The 17,688-nt window shown below is 60.2% G+C and carries 13 protein-coding genes; 4 read left to right on the top strand and 9 right to left on the bottom strand.

Features of this window, described 5'->3' with window-relative positions:
* The gene (gene gloB / locus JK199_RS03575; RefSeq protein ID WP_212373909.1) at positions 1 to 726 is read left to right on the top strand and encodes a hydroxyacylglutathione hydrolase; all 726 of its coding nucleotides are present in this window, start codon (positions 1 to 3) and stop codon (positions 724 to 726) included.
* 134 nt (positions 727 to 860) lie between these two features.
* Here gloB and JK199_RS03570 read toward each other — a convergent pair whose 3' ends face one another.
* The 3 genes from JK199_RS03570 to JK199_RS03560 all read right to left on the bottom strand — a co-directional run bounded on the left by JK199_RS03570 (position 861) and on the right by JK199_RS03560 (position 3,977).
* A complete protein-coding gene (locus JK199_RS03570; RefSeq protein WP_212373908.1) occupies positions 861 to 2,126 on the bottom strand; it encodes a DUF2125 domain-containing protein in 1,266 nt (421 codons plus the stop codon).
* Positions 2,127 to 2,816 (bottom strand): class I SAM-dependent methyltransferase, encoded by a 690-nt coding sequence (locus JK199_RS03565; RefSeq protein ID WP_212373906.1) that lies wholly within the window; start codon positions 2,814 to 2,816, stop codon positions 2,127 to 2,129.
* A 408-nt stretch (positions 2,817 to 3,224) separates the two neighbouring features.
* Positions 3,225 to 3,977 (bottom strand): lysophospholipid acyltransferase family protein, encoded by a 753-nt coding sequence (locus JK199_RS03560; protein WP_212373905.1) that lies wholly within the window; start codon positions 3,975 to 3,977, stop codon positions 3,225 to 3,227.
* A 175-nt stretch (positions 3,978 to 4,152) separates the two neighbouring features.
* Between JK199_RS03560 and ahcY the strand changes: the two genes are divergently transcribed.
* Positions 4,153 to 5,442: an adenosylhomocysteinase gene (ahcY, locus tag JK199_RS03555; RefSeq protein ID WP_025829164.1), complete on the top strand. Its 1,290-nt coding sequence runs from the start codon at positions 4,153 to 4,155 to the stop codon at positions 5,440 to 5,442.
* A gap of 243 nt (positions 5,443 to 5,685) precedes the next feature.
* Complete coding sequence (locus JK199_RS03550; protein WP_077930208.1) at positions 5,686 to 6,081, top strand: DUF3597 domain-containing protein; 396 nt, start codon at positions 5,686 to 5,688, stop codon at positions 6,079 to 6,081.
* A gap of 178 nt (positions 6,082 to 6,259) precedes the next feature.
* Here JK199_RS03550 and JK199_RS03545 read toward each other — a convergent pair whose 3' ends face one another.
* From JK199_RS03545 to zapE, 5 genes are all read right to left on the bottom strand, one after another.
* The gene (locus tag JK199_RS03545) at positions 6,260 to 7,276 is read right to left on the bottom strand and encodes a L,D-transpeptidase (protein ID WP_244984866.1); all 1,017 of its coding nucleotides are present in this window, start codon (positions 7,274 to 7,276) and stop codon (positions 6,260 to 6,262) included.
* Between the two features lie 66 nt (positions 7,277 to 7,342).
* Positions 7,343 to 9,091 carry a dihydrolipoyl dehydrogenase gene (gene lpdA / locus JK199_RS03540; protein WP_077930210.1) on the bottom strand — a complete coding sequence of 583 codons (1,749 nt, stop codon included), beginning with the start codon at positions 9,089 to 9,091 and terminating at the stop codon, positions 7,343 to 7,345.
* Between the two features lie 77 nt (positions 9,092 to 9,168).
* On the bottom strand, positions 9,169 to 10,410 hold the full coding sequence (gene odhB, locus JK199_RS03535) for a 2-oxoglutarate dehydrogenase complex dihydrolipoyllysine-residue succinyltransferase (protein ID WP_086655448.1): 1,242 nt from the start codon (positions 10,408 to 10,410) through the stop codon (positions 9,169 to 9,171).
* A gap of 114 nt (positions 10,411 to 10,524) precedes the next feature.
* The gene (locus JK199_RS03530; protein ID WP_212373903.1) at positions 10,525 to 13,419 is read right to left on the bottom strand and encodes a 2-oxoglutarate dehydrogenase E1 component; all 2,895 of its coding nucleotides are present in this window, start codon (positions 13,417 to 13,419) and stop codon (positions 10,525 to 10,527) included.
* Between the two features lie 219 nt (positions 13,420 to 13,638).
* Positions 13,639 to 14,835, bottom strand: a complete 1,197-nt coding sequence (gene zapE, locus JK199_RS03525; RefSeq protein WP_212373901.1) for a cell division protein ZapE — start codon at positions 14,833 to 14,835, stop codon at positions 13,639 to 13,641.
* Positions 14,836 to 14,964: 129 nt separating this feature from the next.
* Here zapE and JK199_RS03520 point away from each other — a divergent pair, with 129 nt between their 5' ends.
* Entirely contained in the window at positions 14,965 to 15,300 is a 336-nt protein-coding gene (locus JK199_RS03520; RefSeq protein ID WP_212373899.1) for a carboxymuconolactone decarboxylase family protein, read from the top strand.
* A 47-nt stretch (positions 15,301 to 15,347) separates the two neighbouring features.
* Here JK199_RS03520 and JK199_RS03515 read toward each other — a convergent pair whose 3' ends face one another.
* Complete coding sequence (locus JK199_RS03515; RefSeq protein WP_244984865.1) at positions 15,348 to 17,663, bottom strand: ComEC/Rec2 family competence protein; 2,316 nt, start codon at positions 17,661 to 17,663, stop codon at positions 15,348 to 15,350.
* Positions 17,664 to 17,688 lie beyond the last annotated feature (25 nt).

Below are 17,688 nucleotides of genomic sequence, written 5' to 3'. Positions count from 1 at the left end.
ATGTCTCTTCAAACCCGCGCCATTCCGGTTTTGTCAGACAATTATAGCTGGCTCCTGCGGGACACAGCCACCGGCTGCACCGCCATTGTAGACCCCGGAGAAGCCGCCCCGATTGAGGCTGTTCTGGAGGAAACCGGTAGCAGGCTGGATCTGATTCTGCTCACGCATCACCATGCCGACCATGTAGGCGGTACGGATGCCCTCCGCGCCCGCTATAATGCCCGCGTGGCTGGTCCGGTATCGGAACAGGCGCGCATGCCTGCGCTGGACATCCCGATGCATGACAAGGACACACTGGCTGTTGGCCAGTCTGAAGGCCGGGTGCTAGCCGTGCCGGGCCATACGCTGGGCCATATCAGCTATTATTTTGCAGACCCGCCAACCCTGTTCTGCGGGGATACGCTGTTCAGTCTGGGGTGTGGCCGTCTGTTTGAAGGAACAGCAGAGCAGCTTTTTACAAGCCTCAAGCGCTTTGCCCCGCTGCCGGATGAAACCCTTGTCTGCTGCGGCCATGAATATACTGAAGGAAACTGCGCCTTCGCTCTCCACGCAGAGCCAGACAACGCAGCTCTGAAAGCGCGCATCGCTGAAGTCAAACGTCTGCGCGCGGTAGGTCAGGCTACAGTGCCCTCCACTCTTGGAGAAGAACGCGCCACAAACCCGTTCCTGCGCGCCCCAGACGTGCCAACCCTCGCCAGATTACGGCGGGAGAAAGATACATTCTAACGTGCAGGCCGCCACATTCGCTACCGTGGCGGCACACGTAGCCCCCAAGGCCCCGACAGGACCTGATGATTCAATCTTTTAAGAGCCTGACAGTCGCTACAGACCCTCGCCCCTCACAATCAGGGTGGACCGGCTCAGGGTGTGCCAGCCCCGGACAGAGATGCTCCATGCAACGTCGCCAGCACGGATAACAGCGGGACCCCCGCGAATTGCACGGCCCCGTCTCTCACCTGCAAGGGCACACTGAGCGGACCTTCCGTGCCGCCCGTGCGCGCCTCAAGCTGATCTGTCAGGCGGGACAGAAGGGCCATCTGAGCCGGGCTGAGCGTTTTATCCTGCTGCAAGCGCGCCAGAAAAGGTCGCCAGGCGCTCAGGGTCAGCCATGTTTCCCCCAATGGTGCGCCGCCGGGAGCCATAACCAGCCGCCCAGACCATGAAACCCCTAGCCCCCGCCAGCGTCCGGCCAGATGCTGCACCAGAATCTCCGTATACTCTGCTGGCCCTGCGGACTGAGATGCATCCGCCGGTTGTGGCAGCAGGGCAGCATCGCCCGCAAAAGAACCGGAAGACGCTGAGGGGGCTGAGGGTGTCGCATCTGCGGTATCCCACAAGGCTGCAAGTCTGTCGGCTGGGCCGGGAATGGCGACAGCCCCCTGCACAGCGTCCACAGACTCTGCCCATGGCGCCACCACAGCACGCTGCGCCGTGAATGACAGGGCAAGAGCGCTGGCCTGCGTCGTCGCATGGCTATTCCAGACAAGTGTCCCGCTCACGCCGCGCGCCGTAACCGGATGCGCCTCCGCTGCCCCTCTTTGTGGCACCAGATGCAGAAAGTCTGTGCTGAACCGCACGGCACCGGTCTGCGCCGCGCGTAACGGCAGAGAAATTCGGAGCGGTGCGCCATCTGTGCGAAGCAGCAGAGCACCTTGCCGGGCCATTCCAGAGCCTTGGGCTGGCAGGGAGGCAAAAGCCTGCCCCCCCTCCAGCGTGCCCTGCACGGTCAACGGGTGCCAGAGTGCCAGTTCCAGCGACGCCTGGCGAACAGCGTAAGACAGACCGGCACCGCCAGACACCCCCGCGCACGTCACCCGCACAGCCTCCAGCACAACCCGCGCCCGGAACGGCCAGCCTGCATGTTTTCTGGTCTGAGACACCACCAAACACCCGCCAGACGGCTCTGCATCAGTGTTATGTGCTGCACCAGACTGCGCTGCATCTCCCTTTCGTCCTGCAAATCTGTTCAGACCGGGATCATAACCTGCACGGATACTGGCACCGCCACCAGTTCCCACATGCAACAGACGCTGTTCCAGAAGCCGGATGCCACCCCACCACAGCGCAGTTTGCACCACCAGACCGGTCGCACAGCCGCAGCCCAGCCAGAGGGCAACCTTCCGCACTCAGAAGCGCCCCAGTTTGGTATATCCCAGTTTCTGCACCAGCCTTTGCAGAATACGGCGCGGGCGGGTGGCTGGGTGTTTGCGCAAAACAACATCACAATACATGTAGTCCTGAAGCGCAAAAATGACCATTTCCCAGCCGTGACGCAGCATGAATTCATGCGCAGCCTGAATCACGCCATACGGGCCTCCGCCATCCGCCATGATGTAATCATTCAGGATCAGCAGGCCGGTATGGGGTTTCAGCTTGCGTTCACAGATTTCCAGATCCCGCACCACAGCCTGATAATTATGGTCAGCATCGAGATAAATCACGTCCACACCCTTGTCGGGCAGATGTTCCAGCATGACGCCGCTATCACCAGCCAGAACCTTTACCTGCCCACGGGCGATGTCTTCCGCAAAGCGGGATTCATAAAAAGCCTGCTGGGTTTTATGAGCGAACATTTCCGCCGATGGCCGCCCCCAGACCTCCGGCAGTTCATGCACATTAAAAATATCCAGCGCGTAAAACAGGCGCGGCTCGCAGATATCCAGAATTTTCTTTGAAAAATCACCCGTCATCACCCCCACTTCCGCAATCACGGCATGCCGGGGCAGGAGTGGCAGAATATCATCCCGGTTTGGCAGAAGCCGGGCATTCCGCAGCAGGAAGGGCGGAAGCTGTGCTGCGGGCATCATCTGAGGCATGAAAAACTCTGGTTGAGCGAAGAACAGAGCGACCTTACCAGACTTTCATGTCTTCTTGAATACAGGCCTGCGCCCCGTGTCTCTGCGCCTGAAGACCAGTCGGGTCCGGCAGATTTTTTAGACAAACAGGGATTTCGTCCACATGAACTGCTGCGTAAAGCAGACTGCCGCGCGTAGAATTATGTCGTAAACATGACAGTTTTCAGACACATAGTCATAAAAATTTAAATTTTGAAATGTCTTTATTTTTTAAGGGTTTTCTTGTTTTTCAATAAAAATCACCTATTCCACCCCATCAGTATTGGCCGCAGGCTTTACTGGAATACGGCAGGAAATACTGCGATTTACCTCAGCACACTCCAGACACAGCCCATCCCATCCACAAAGTTATCCACAGGATTGTCTGACTTATCCCCCTGAGGACACACCCTGCCCCTCAATCGTCCGGTCCTGTGCTGCAAACGCCTGTTCCAGCCCACGCCAGCTCGTTTCAATCTCACCCAGCAGAAGCTTTCTGTTCGCCGGAGCCAGCGGTGCGCCTATGGCAACATGCAGCACGCCCGAACGCTTCAGGAAGGCATTCCGCCCCCAGAACAGGCCGGAATTGGTGGCGACCGGCACAACCGGCAGTCTGGCATGTGCTGCCATGGCTGCAATGCCGGGTTTAAGCGGTACATGCTCTCCGGGCGTTGTGCGTGTACCTTCAGGGAAAATGATAATCTGCTTGCCTGCTTCGACCGCCTTTTCAGTCTCCCGCAGCAGGGCGCGCATGGCTTTGGCCCCGGCTGCGCGCTCAATAGGCATCATGCCCGCCAGAATGAGCATCGGCCCAAGCAGCGGAATGCGGCGCAGCTCCCCCTTCATCACATAGGAGGGATACGGCACAAGCAACATCCAGATCAGCGTATCAAACGCGGACTGATGCTGGGAGGCTATCAGCAGCGGACCGCCCCCCGTCTGCGCCAGATTTTCCAGCCCGGTAATCCGCACTTCCACGCCGCAGATATCGCGGAACAGCATGAGCACCAGCCGGCTCCACAGCTTGGCATAAGGCAGCGCCAGCCTTTTGGCGAACCAGCGGATGGGAAAGGCCCCCACCCCCATCAGCAGGGTCAGCACAAAGGCCAGAACATTGAACAGGATGGAGCGAAGCAAAGCCATGAGCGAGCCAGACCAGCGAAATTCAGAAGGATAAACTGCCCTGTGGAGACCAGAAAACAGCCTGTCTTGCAAGCTATGCCACAGCTTTCCACACGAAGGATGCGGGTTACGGCTGGCCTGCCTGCCTCCCACCCTGTATAGAAACCCTCGATTTTGATCAGGAAGCAGGACAATCATGACCGATTACAAGGTTAAAGACCTTTCGCTCGCTGAGTGGGGCCGCAAGGAAATTTCCATTGCCGAAGGCGAAATGCCCGGCCTGATGGCGCTCCGTGAGGAATACGGCGCCAGCCAGCCGCTGAAGGGCGCACGCATTGCGGGCTGCCTGCACATGACCATCCAGACCGCGGTGCTGATTGAAACCCTGACGGCTCTGGGTGCCACGGTGCGCTGGTCTTCCTGCAACATCTTCTCCACGCAGGATCAGGCTGCGGCTGCCATTGCTGCGGCTGGCATCCCCGTGTTCGCATGGAAAGGCCTGACGGAAGACGAATTCAACTGGTGCATTGAGCAGACCATTCAGGGCCCGGATGGCTGGACCCCGAACATGATTCTGGATGATGGCGGTGACCTCACCGTTATGATGCATGACAAGTTCCCGGAACTGCTGAAGAACGTGAAGGGCCTGTCTGAAGAAACGACAACAGGCGTGCATCGCCTGTGGGAAATGCAGAAAAAAGGCACGCTGAAGGTTCCGGCCATCAACGTGAATGACAGCGTTACCAAGTCCAAGTTCGACAACCTGTACGGCTGCCGTGAAAGCCTTGTGGACGCCATCCGCCGTGGTACGGACGTGATGATGGCCGGTAAGGTTGCCGTTGTGGCTGGCTATGGTGACGTGGGTAAAGGCTCTGCGGCCTCCCTGCGCAACGCAGGCTGCCGCGTGCTGGTGACGGAAGTTGACCCGATCTGCGCCCTTCAGGCCGCCATGGAAGGCTATGAAGTCGTCACCATGGAAGAAGCTGCTCCCCGTGGCGACATCTTCGTGACGGCAACCGGCAACGTGGACGTCATCACGCTGGACCACATGCGCGCCATGAAGCACCGCGCGATTGTCTGCAATATCGGCCACTTCGACTCTGAAATTCAGATCGGTGCCCTGCGCAACTTCACGTGGGACAACATCAAGCCGCAGGTGGACGAAGTTGTGTTCCCCGATGGCAAGCGCCTGATCATCCTGTCCGAAGGCCGTCTGGTGAACCTTGGCAACGCCACGGGCCACCCGTCCTTCGTGATGTCTGCCTCCTTCACCAACCAGACGCTGGCCCAGATCGAACTGTGGACTGCGCCGGAAGGTAAGTACGAAGCCAAAGTCTACACCCTGCCCAAAAAGCTGGATGAAAAAGTGGCCTTCCTGCACCTTGCCAAGGTTGGCGCGCATCTGAGCAAAATGTCTCAGAAGCAGGCTGACTATATCGACGTGCCGGTCAACGGCCCGTTCAAGCACGAAGAATACCGCTACTAAAACGACCCGGAGCAGACCGGCGGCCCTCAGCTTTTCTGGCTGGCCGCTGTGTCTCCTCCGCACCGCATGGCCCTGCTCTGCCTATCTGGCAGGCAGGGAATGCTCCCCCGATATGCAAAACCTTCATCATCATTCTTTGCAACCATCCCTATTGGTGTATTGTTTGTAAGAAGATGGTTCAGCCCGCCAGCACACTTCCCGTGTGTGCGGCTGGACATTGTCTGCTGCAAAAGGACTTTTGAAATGAGCATTTTCGGCACAATTCTTTCCTCCATTTTCCACCACGCCAATGCGGCTACGCCGTCCGCCGCTCCGGCTGGCGCGCCCGCCACGCAGGCTGCTGCTCCGGCAACCCCGGCAGATGCCGCGGCCGCCGCTCCGGCTGCTCCGGTGGATATTGATGCCGTCCTGACGGGTCTGGCTGCCCAGAACGGCCAGAACCTGAACTGGAAAGAGTCCATTGTGGACCTGCTGAAGCTGCTGGGGCTGGACAGCTCTCTGGATGCCCGCAAGAAGCTGGCCGCAGAACTGGGCTACACGGGCAGCACGGATGATTCCGCAGCCATGAACATCTGGCTGATCAAGGAAGTGCGCGCCAAACTGGCTGCCAACGGCGGCAAGGTTCCTGCTGGCCTGTAAGCCTTACAGTCCGGATGGAAACAAAAGGGGCGTGCGGGGAGAAACCTCGCACGCCCCTTTTTTATAAAGCGTTCATAAAGAGCTTTTTTTAAGTGCCCTTTTGTGCGCATCCGCTCCTGTATGCGCCTCCATCTGGCGGCCTGTCAGTCAGATCTGACGGACAGCGCCACGCCCTCCCTCAGCTATGCGTCTGCTGCGCCGGATGCCGGGCCGGGGGTTTGTTCTCGCTGATCGTCACCTGAGCCAGATCAGGCATGCTGGCACTATCCACCACAATCACGGCTGAGCCTGCCAGCGGGGTCGCTACCCGGTCAGGCCGCAGAAGAGCACGGAAGCGGTTATCAATCACCGCCATCTGCTCGTCTTCCACATCAATCAGACCATGTTTGTCGATAAACACATTCAGGGACGATGGGATACGGATACAGCCTTCAGACGCCACATGGCCAAGGCGGCTTTCCAGATAGACAGGGTCAGTTGCGTGCATTTCCAGCCGGATCTGGCCTTTTTCACGCGGGACAGGCAGCCAGCCTTTTTCAGCCCATTGCCAGCCGAAATCCCACACACGCATGCCCTTGGTGCCGTTCCCCATAATGCCGTTCTCGTTTTTGGTACCCAGCGCCCGGTAGCCGAGAATATCCGCCGTGTTGATAAACACGCCGGTTGGGGTGATGTAATAGAATTTGCGGCCAGTTGTCCCCGTGGAGACTTTGGTACTGCCAATCACCTGCCAGTCTGACTGGCCCGGCAGAGCCAGCATCAGGCACATACGCTGCACGGCGGGGTTGCGGTCTACCACTAGCACAACCTGCGGGCGATCCAGTGGGAAAGACGCCTGCTGAATCTGCTCCTTCGCCAAAGCAATCCACGCCGCTTTCTGGGCGGAGGACACTTTGAGCGCCACCGGCACTTCATGCCGGAAGGCGCTGTTCAGCCGCGTGGCTTCCGCGCGGGCGTCTTCTTCATTCAGAACAGGGATTTCCGGCAGGGGTGGTGCTTCTTTCAGCACCGGTTCCGCCGGAGTGAGCGGAGGGGACGGAGCCCCTTCCTGATCAGCCTGTGCGGGCTGACCACCCGCCTGCCCGACTGGCGGTGCAGAAACAGCCTGAGCCGCCCCGGTAGCACACGCAAGTCCCGGCACAAGGAGCAAACTGCCGGCAATAAAAAGGAGTGTCGGACCCTTTGCCCCTGACATACCACGTCTCTCCTGCCCTAATTAGCAGGAGAGATTATGGCACCCCTTCCCGCAGGAGGGAAATTGTCAAATATTGATGGACCGGTTGTCCGCACCCAGAGCTGCTTCCTTCACGGCTTCGCTCAGCGTCGGGTGAGCATGGCACACACGACCGATATCCTCGGCAGACGCACCAAATTCAATGGCCATCGTTGCTTCGGCAATCAGTTCACCCGCGCACGGACCAATAATGTGCACGCCCAGAACGCGGTCTGTTTTCTCACAGGCCAGCACTTTAACGAATCCGTCCGTCATGCCCAGCGCCCGCGCACGGCCATTAGCCATGAAGGGGAATTTGCCGGTTTTGTAGGTCGTGCCTTTTTCCTTAAGCTGCTCTTCCGTAAAGCCGACGGACGCCACTTCCGGCCATGTGTAGATCACGCCCGGAATGGCGTCATAATTCACATGCCCGGCCTGACCGGCCAGAATTTCAGCCAGAGCCACGCCTTCTTCTTCTGCTTTGTGTGCCAGCATCGGTCCGGCAATCACGTCCCCAATGGCGTAAATGCCCGGAACATTGGTAGCAAAATGGGCGTCCGTTACAACGCGGCCGCGTTTGTCCAGCTCAATGCCAGCCTCTTCCAGCCCCATGCCCTTGCTGGCAGCCGTGCGGCCAACAGCCAGAAGCACAATGTCTGCCTCCAGCGTTTCCACCGCGCCACCAGCAGCGGGTTCGACGCTCAGCACGACGCCTTTTTTGGTTTTTTCTGCTTTGGTCACCTTATGGCCCAGCTTGAGCTTAAAGCCCTGCTTAACCAGCAGTTTCTGGAACTGGGACGCCACCTCGTTATCCGTGCCCGGCACCAGACGGTTCAGATACTCAATCACCGTGACCTCAGCGCCAAGACGCTGCCACACGCTGCCCAGTTCCAGACCAATCACGCCACCGCCGATCACCACCAGACGCTTCGGCACTTCAGAAAGCTCCAGCGCGCCGGTTGAGGTCACGATGGTTTTTTCATCCACCTCAATGCCCGGCAGGTTTGCACTGTCACTGCCGCTGGCGATGATGATGTGTTTTGCCGTGACCGGCTTGCCGTCAACCGAAAGGCGGCCCGTGCCTTCTACCTTGCCGTGGCCTTTGAGCCAGGTGATGCCGTTTTTCTTGAAGAGGTATTCAACCCCTTTCACGTTGGCGCCTACAATCTCAGCCTTGCGGGCCTGCATGCGGGCCAGATCCAGCTTCACGCTGTCAATCACCACACCATGCGCTGCAAAATCATGGCCTGCGGCATGGTAGTTTTCAGAAGACTGCAACAGCGCCTTGGACGGAATACAACCCACATTCAGGCAGGTGCCGCCCAGTGTGGCGCGTTTTTCCACGCAGGCTACCTTAAAGCCAAGCTGTGCGGCGCGAATGGCACACACATAGCCACCGGGGCCAGCGCCAATCACCACAACATCATAATCCGTCTGCGCGGGGGCTTCTGCCTGCGGTGCGGCGGCTGCCGGTTTCGCCGCAGCCGGGGCCGCAGCAGGTTTTTCAGCTTTATCCGCCGGGGCAGACTTGGCCTGTGCCGGGGCGGATGCCCCGGCAGCGCCCTGCTCCAGTGTGGCCAGCACGGCCCCTACAGCAACTTCATCCCCTTCCGCAACGGCATGCGCCGCCAGCCGACCATCTGCCGGAGCAGGCACTTCCACGCTCACTTTATCGGTTTCCAGCTCAACAACCGGCTCGTCCGCTTTCACAGCGTCGCCCGGCTGCTTGAGCCATTTCCCGATAGTAGCGGTGGTGACACTTTCTCCAAGGGACGGAACCTTGATTTCAATCGGCATGGCTTTGCTCTCGTTTACGTTCAGGGGCAGAAAAAGAAAAAGGCTGGCTGAGGTTTTTCAGCCAGCCCCCATCACTCTCAGACGTCAATCAGAAGACGGCGGGGGTCTTCCACATTCTGCTTGATGCGGACAAGGAAGCTGACAGCCTCTTTGCCGTCCACAATGCGATGATCATAAGACAGCGCAATATACATCATCGGGCGGATAACCACCTGTCCGTTCACGGCCACCGGACGTTCCTGAATGGAGTGCATGCCCAGAATACCGGACTGCGGCGCATTCAGAATGGGCGTGGACAGCAGGGAGCCGTAAATCCCGCCATTGGTGATGGAGAAGGTGCCGCCAGCCAGATCATCAATCTTGAGCGTGCCTTCCCGCGCGGCCTTCCCGAAGCCTGCAATGGTTTTTTCAATTTCCGCATAGTTCAGCGTGTCGGCATTTTTGATCACCGGCACGACCAGCCCGTTGGGGCCACCCACGGCAATTCCGAGATTGACGAAGTCGCGATAGATCACGTCATCGCCGTCAATTTCAGCGTTAATCGCCGGGAATTCCTTCAGTGCGGCAATCACAGCGCGGGAGAAGATGGACATAAAGCCCAGCTTCACACCATGCTTTTTCACAAATGCGTCCTGATATTCCTTCCGCAGCGCCATAGCTTCGGACAGATCAACCTCGTTAAAGGTCGTCAGGATGGCAGCCGTATTCTGCGCGTCTTTCAGGCGACGGGCGATGGTGCGGCGCAGGCGCGTCATCTTCACGCGTTCTTCACGCGGGTCATCATTACGGGCGGGTTTGGGGGCGGCAGGGGCCTGAGCCACCGGCGGCTGGGACAGGAAGCCCAGAACATCGCCTTTGGTAATCCGGCCATCTTTCCCCGTGCCAGACCCAACCTGTTCCGCGCTCAGGCCGTTTTCCGCCATGATCTTGCGGGCTGCAGGCAGGGCGGCAGCGGCATCGACAGACGGCGCAGCCGCCGGAGCCGCTTTAGCAGCAGGGGCAGGAGCAGCCGGAGCTGCGGCGGGGGCTTCTTTCTTTTCAGCCGGGGCTGCCTTGGCAGCCGGTTTTGCAGCGCCAGCGCCACCGGGCTCCAGTGTGGTCAGCAGGGCGCCAACTTCCACTTCATCCCCCACCTTGGCCACTTCCGCGCCCAGCACACCCGCCTGCGGTGCCGGAACTTCCACGCTCACCTTGTCGGTTTCAAGCTCAACAATCGGCTCATCAGCGGCCACGGTATCTCCGGCTTTTTTCAGCCATTTTGCCACCGTGGCGGTTGTTACGCTTTCACCCAGTGTCGGCACCTTGATTTCGACTGACATCCTATATCCCCATTTCCTTCAAACACTCCCCGGCAGAAACGTCTCTTTTTGCAGATCTGCCGGGCTGTCATGCCTGCCATTTCCGGGCAGGCGGTCTTTTCAGATGGTCTGTTTTCAGTCCGTTTTCTTCAAACCCAAGGCCCTTTCCACAAGGTTCGCCTGCTCTGCCGCATGGATGCGCGCCAGACCTGTTGCCGGGCTGGCAGCCGCGGCACGGCCCACATAACGCGGGCGGCCCGCCTTATGCTGCGCGGCCTGAAGCGCATTTTCAATCCGGCGATCAACAAAATGCCACGCCCCGCCATTTTCCGTTTCTTCCTGGCACCAGATCACCTCGGCTTCAGGATAACGCTTCAGCTCGGCGGCGAGGGCTGCTTCCGGGAACGGGTAGAGTTGTTCCAGACGCAGGATGGCAACGTCCTTCAGTGTGTTTTCCCGGCGTGCGGCCAGCAGATCATAATAGACCTTGCCAGAGCAGATCACGACGCGCCTGATCTGCGCATCGGCCACCAGGCCATCGTCCTGCGGGTCATTCACATCCGCCAGCACTGGCTGGAAGCGTGTCCCCGGCCCGAAGTCGGACAGGGCGGAAATGGCCAGCTTGTGGCGGAGCAGAGATTTCGGCTCCATCACAATCAGGGGTTTACGGTAATCCAGCTTCAACTGGCGGCGCAGCGCATGGAAGTAGTTGGCCGGGGTTGTGATGTTGCACACAAACATATTGTCTTCAGCGCAAAGCTGGAGATACCGCTCAAGCCGTGCGGAAGAATGTTCCGGTCCCTGCCCTTCGTACCCATGCGGCAGCAGCATGACCAGACCGGACATCCGCAGCCATTTGGTTTCACCCGAGGCAATAAACTGGTCGATAATCACCTGTGCGCAGTTAGCAAAGTCGCCAAACTGCGCTTCCCACAGCACCAGCGTTTTGGGGTTGCGCAGGGAGTAGCCATACTCAAAACCCAGCACGCCATATTCTGAAAGGAATGAGTTCCAGATTTCAATTTTGGCCTGCTCACCATCAATATGGTTCAGCGGTGTGAAGGGGGTCTGGTTGGTCTGGTCAATCAGTGTTGCATGACGCTGGCTGAACGTGCCGCGCTGGCAATCTTCACCAGACAGACGCACACGGTGTTTTTCCAGCAGCAGCGAACCAAAGCCCAGAGCCTCACCCGTAGCCCAGTCAAACCCTTCCCCGGAGGAGAACATCCCGGCTTTTGCTTTAAGCTGGCGTGCGATTTTGGAATTGAGGTCAAAATCACCCGGAACCTGCGTTATGGCAGAACCAATTTTCTGGAGCGTTTCAACCGCCACACCCGTTTCCGGATAAGCAGATTCCACTTTACCGGTTGTGGGGGCAATCAGCCCGGCCCAGCCGCCTTCAAGCCAGTCCGCCTTGTTCACCTTATAGGATTGTGCGGCCTTGTAGTCTTCATCCAGTTTCTGGAAGAAGGCATCCCACTGGCTCTTCACATCCTCATCTGTCACAACACCAGCCTGCACAAGGCGTTTTGCATAAAGCGTATGCGGCGTTTCATGCTCGGCAATGGCTTTATACATCACGGGCTGCGTGAAGGCAGGTTCATCCGTTTCATTGTGCCCGTGGCGACGGTAGCAGACGATATCCAGCACAATGTCACTGGCAAAAGCCTGCCGGTAATCCTGCGCCAGACGAGAGACGTAAATCACCGCCTCGGCATCATCACCGTTGACATGCAGGACCGGGGCTTCAATCGCTTTGGCAACGTCCGTGCCGTAAATACCGGAGTGGCCGTTTTTCGGGTCCGTCGTGAAGCCGACCTGATTGTTCACCACCATATGGATGGTGCCGCCCGTGCGGTAACCGGGAAGCTGGGACATAGAGAGTGTTTCATACACCACCCCTTGCCCGGCAAAGGCAGCATCCCCGTGGATGACAATGCCCATATGGCTCCCGCGGGTTTCCGTATCCCCGCTATCATCCTGAATGGCGCGCACCTTGCCGCACACCACAGGGTCCACTGCTTCCAGATGGGACGGGTTGGGTTGCAGGGAGATATGGACGGACTTTCCGCCCACTTCCACATCCGTGGAGGAGCCGAGATGGTATTTCACATCCCCTGAACCCGCCACATCATCCGGTTTGAAAGACCCACCGGCAAATTCATTGAAGATCGCCACATACGGTTTGCGGACCACGTTCACCAGCGTGTTCAGACGCCCGCGATGCGCCATGCCGATGGTGACAGAAGTGACGCCCTGTGCAGCGGCCTGATCAATAATGGCGTGCAGGGAGGGAATGGAAATTTCCCCGCCCTCAAGGCCAAAGCGCTTCGCGCCGACGTAGCGTTTCTGGCAGAAGGATTCAAAACCTTCCGCTTCCGTCAGGTTTTTCAGGATGGCTTTCTGCTCATCTACCGTCACGGTCTGGCGCCACTGGTCGCCTTCCAGACGGTTGCGGAGCCAGTCGCGCTGTTCGGCATTGCGGGCATACACATATTCCGCGCCGATTGTGTCGCAATAGACGGCCCGGAGTGCCTCCACCACTTCACTGACTTTGGCCGTGGTGCGGCCTTTCAGCAGCGGCGCCATGAGGGAACCGATATAGACTTCGCGGCCCAGATCTTTCTGTGCAAAGCCGTAGGTCGCCGGGTCCAGTTCCGGTGTGGCGTGCGGCACGCGGAGGCCCAGCGGGTCCAGCCGGGCTTCCTGATGCCCGTAAACGCGGAAGGCGCGGATCAGCCGGGCAATGGCCAGACTGTCCGTGGCGGCCAGTCCGCCTGCAGCACTGCCTGCTCCGCCTTTAGCCGGAGCAGCAGGCTCTTCCCCCGTGATGATGGACGGGCGTGGCGCCCAGGAGGCCCCCACGGCGTCTTTCAGCACTGCGGCTTCATCATCATCCAGAGAGCCAAAAAGCGTATCGAATGAGGGGTCAACGCTTTTGGGGTCCTGCGCCCAGCGGGCATACAGGTCCGCCAGATACGCGATATTTGCTCCGTTGAGCGCGGTTGTCAGCACGTCTGAAGCTGCCATGATCAGAGTCCTCCCTGCTGCCGGGCAAGCCCGTTCTGGCAGCCAGCGGTTGTGTTAGTCCCGAACGTAAGCCGGATCATTGTTCTTTCACCCTGCGCTGTGGCGCAGGGTGCCCTGCCCGCATAGTCTGAATTCCGTGAGGCTGGAGGCGTTCCCGCCCTCAGCCGCTCTGATGATTTTGCTAGACCGCGCCAGAAGCGCCGACAAGAGAGCCGGCTGTCACGGTGTGGAGAGGCGGTGCGCGGCCTGCGCGGCAGCGGCTCCACGGGCCAGCCAGCTTTCACTTCCCATCTCAGCGAGGCGTGATGCCGTACGGGCAAATGCGTCCGACCCTTCCCCTGTGGTAAAAAGCTGGTCAGGGGCCGCCGCGGCTGAGGCAAAAAGCAGGTTTCCGTTATCGTAGAGCGCATCCACAAGGGTGATAAACCGGCGGGCAAGATTGGCTTCATCCTGCCCCATGCAGGGAATTGCCTCGATAATGACCACCGGGAAGCGCCGGGCCAGCGCCAGATAATCATTCGGGCCGCGCGGCGTGCCACACAAAGATTTGAAATCGAACCGTGCAACGGAACCGGCGGCCTGATCCACCTCAAACGTGCGTCCACTGAATTCCAGCGTCACCGGAGCAGCCTCCTGCCCCTCCGCATAGCGGGCAAAAATGCTGTCCAGTCTGGCCCGAGCCTGTGCATCTGCGGGAACCAGCCATGTCTCCCGGTCCTGCAGCCGCCCGCGCCGGTAATCCCGCGGGGAGTCCAGTTCCACCGTATCCAGCTCCCGCCGGATGATGGCGATAAACGGTTTAAAGGCATCCGCGCCGGGGCGGTTCTGGAAGAGTTCTCCCGGCTCGGTATTAGAAGTGGAGACAATCACCACACCCTGAGCGAACAGGGCCTCAAACAGCCGCCCCAGAATCATGGCGTCCGCAATGTCATTGACCTGAAATTCATCAAAGCACAGCAACTGCGCGCGCGCCGCAATAGCCGCCGCCAGCGGCGGGATGGGGTCCGCCATGCCGGGGTTGGCGGCTTTCAGCGCGTGCAACTTCTGATGCACATCCTGCATGAAGCGCAGGAAGTGGATGCGCTCTTTTTTCTGCACAGGCGCGCAGCTGAAAAACAGGTCCATCACCATGGTTTTGCCACGGCCAACCCGCCCGACAATATAAAGCCCACGCGGACGCGGCGGCGGAGCCTGCGGCTTCAGCCTGCGTGCAAGCCCCGCCAGCAGGCCGCCTTTTGCAGGGGCAGCCGGGGGCGGCATGGTAGCCAGCTCACGCCAGAGCTGGTCCAGCCGCTCCACCACGCGGGCCTGATCCGGGTCACTATTCAGCTCACCGGAAGCAATCCGCTCCCGATAAAGAGCCAGAGGTCCCCGCCCGGTAAAAGACGAGGCCTCGTCCTTATTGATATACGTCATAACTATAGGCGGATAGCTGGGAGATATCCCTCTCCGCAAGGGGAAGACGCTCTCGTAACTGTGTCGTGACAGACTCCGGGTGGCAGGCGGCACTCTTGCTCAGCCTTTTTCCAATCAGGAGCAGGACTTATGGACTGGAACGCCTACCGCACTCACCTGGGCGCAAACACAAAAGTATTGGCCCAGCTTTCCCCCAACACGTTACAGGGGTTGCAGACTCTTGAAACCGTGCCCGCTGCCAACAAACATCTGGACGCCAAGACGCGGGAGCTGATCGCGCTGGCCGTGGCCGTCACCACCCGGTGCGATGGCTGCATTTCCGTCCATACCGTTGCCGCCAAAAAAGCCGGTGCGACAAAGGAAGAAATTGCAGAGGCCCTTGGCGTGGCGGTTGCCCTCAATGCCGGTGCGGCTCTGGTCTATTCCACCCGCGTGCTGGATGCGTTTGAAAACCAGCCCTCCTAATCCCCTCTTTTTACGCAAAGAGTATAAGGCCACCTAGCCCGGCTGGTTTATTCCTCCGGGGCCAGCGGCAGAGTGGGCATGCCGTGGCCGCCGGGCTTCATCACCCACAGGCGTGCGCCCCGCACCGCGCGGTCTGACACAACGCGCACGCCTTCAGGCCCCAGAAAGAGAGCCTGTGCGCCGTCCCGCCACGCCGTAAAACGATCAAAACCACGCACACCGGGGCAGGACTGGCGCAACGGCGCTGCGCTGATAACCAGATCCATCCCCGCGCACAGCGAGTCGGGCAAGAGCGCCATGCCGTCTGATTTATCCCTTACCCGGAGCAGCACGGCGCGTCCTTTCAGGTTCAGCAGGCAGACATCAGGCTCTCCATCCTGCCCGCACGCCAGCGCGCCATCCTGTGTTGCGTCTCCCTCCGCCGGAAAAGGCTGTATGGGCAAGGCGAACGCCTGCTGCCATGCGGCGCGCACCAGATACGCATCCCGCGACTGCCCGCCCACCAGCACCTGACGCCCGTCCCGCACCGCCATCAGCCCCCCATCCGGGCTAATAAGCAGATCCGGCTGCGTCACCAGACAGGGGGACAGTACACCCACCAGCATGGGCGCCAGCCCGGCCAGCCGCCAGACAGGCCGCCACAGGCACAGCCAGCACACCCCGAGCAGCACCGCAGCCAGCCCCAAACCGGGCATGGACGGCACAGCTACGCGGGCAGCGGGCCAGTGCGCAATAGAATGTGCTCCGGCCAGAACAGCCTGAATCCCCCAGCCCATCAGATGCAGCGGCACCGCATCCAGATGCAGGGGCATGAGCCCCAGCGCCAGCAGACCCATCGGCATGATCCAGAGCGCCATCACCGGCACGGCCACCAGATTGGCCAGAATGAAAAACGGCTGCACCTCCCCAAAATGCGCCATGACGACAGGGAGCGTTGCAAGACCAGCCAGCAGACTGGTCAGCGTCAGGGTTGTCAGATGCAGCGCCAGCCAGCGCCCGAAACCGCGTTTTTCTTCCCGAAAACGGGAAAGATACGGGCGCGCCACCTCATACCCCGCGATCAGTGCCATCACGGCGGCAAAAGACATCTGGAACGCTACCCCCAACACAGCCTGCGGCGTACCCAGCAGCACAACCACCGCCGCCAGCGCCAGACCGCGCATGGACACAGCACGCCGCCCCACCACAAGCCCCAGCACAACCACCCCCGCCATCATCAGACTGCGCAGGGCAGGCAGATGCAGGCCCGTCAGCGCCACATAGGCCGCGCCCCCTAACAGAGCGAGCAGGGCCGCAATCTCCTTGCATGGCCAGCGCAACGCCGCCCACATCCATGCGGAAAGCCCGAGACGGACCACCGCCATCAGCACCCCAAGCACAATCCCCAGATGCAGTCCGGCTACAGCCAGCAGATGCGCCAGTCCGGAGGCCGCAAAATCCTCCCGCACAGCACGCGGTACGGATGCCCCTTCACCCGTCAGCACCGTAGAGGCCACGGTGCCCGCAGCGCCCGGCAAAACCTGCCTGATCCGCGCATCAATGCGCTCCCGCAGCGGCTCCAGCCTTATGGAAACCCCTCGCGGAGGCGCGGCACAAAGTGCCAGACCATCCTGTCCCTCAGCATCCAGCCCCGGATGACTTTCATCGGCAGGCTCCACAGAGTCGGGCGTCCTGCTCTGCGCCGTCAGACCTCCATTTCCCACAGCGGCATGAAAAGGTGTGCCGTGTGAACACGTTACCGGCTGCACCGCCCCAAGCGCCCGCCCGGACCCGGCGCTGCCCGCAAACCACGCCTCACGCTGCAAATCCCGCCCGCCGGGAAATGCCGGGAACGGCGGCGGCCGCAGCAAAGCCCGCACCTGCACCGCATTTCCGGGGACAAGGCGCGCAGAATCGTCCGGACGTAAAGTGATGCTAAGTGTGCGTTGCAGCGGCCGCATGCCCTGATCCAGCGGGGTGGCGAATCTGGCCCCGGCCAGCACCAGCCGCCGCGCACCGGCAGAGTCGTCTGCACCACGCGGCAGCAGGACTGTTACGGACTGTACCGTGCCCGACACCATAACCGCCCGGCGCGGCAATTCCGGCATGGGGGGCTGGCGATGCGCCGCACTCCATGCGGACACAAACCCGAGCGCCAGAGCCATACAGGCTCCGCCTGCCAGCCGCCCCCAGACGGACAACCAGCCCACAGCCAGAAGAACCGCCCCCAGTACAAGCACGATCAGCGGCAGTCCCACGCCCCAGACCGCCCCCGGCTCCTGCCGCAGCAGAAAGTAGGCCAGCACGCCAAGCGCCATGCCGACCGGCCCCCACAGCACCAGCCGCCGTTGCTCCGCAAGAAGAGCAGCCGTCAGGAAGGACATATGGCTCCCCGCGTGTGTGCGTGAT

Origin of the sequence: Acetobacter persici, assembly GCF_018256955.1 — a bacterium.
In the GTDB taxonomy this organism is placed as follows: Bacteria; Pseudomonadota; Alphaproteobacteria; order Acetobacterales; family Acetobacteraceae; genus Acetobacter; species Acetobacter persici.
Note: the sequence above shows the minus strand (reverse complement) of the source record. Positions and strands in the feature narration are given on the sequence as shown.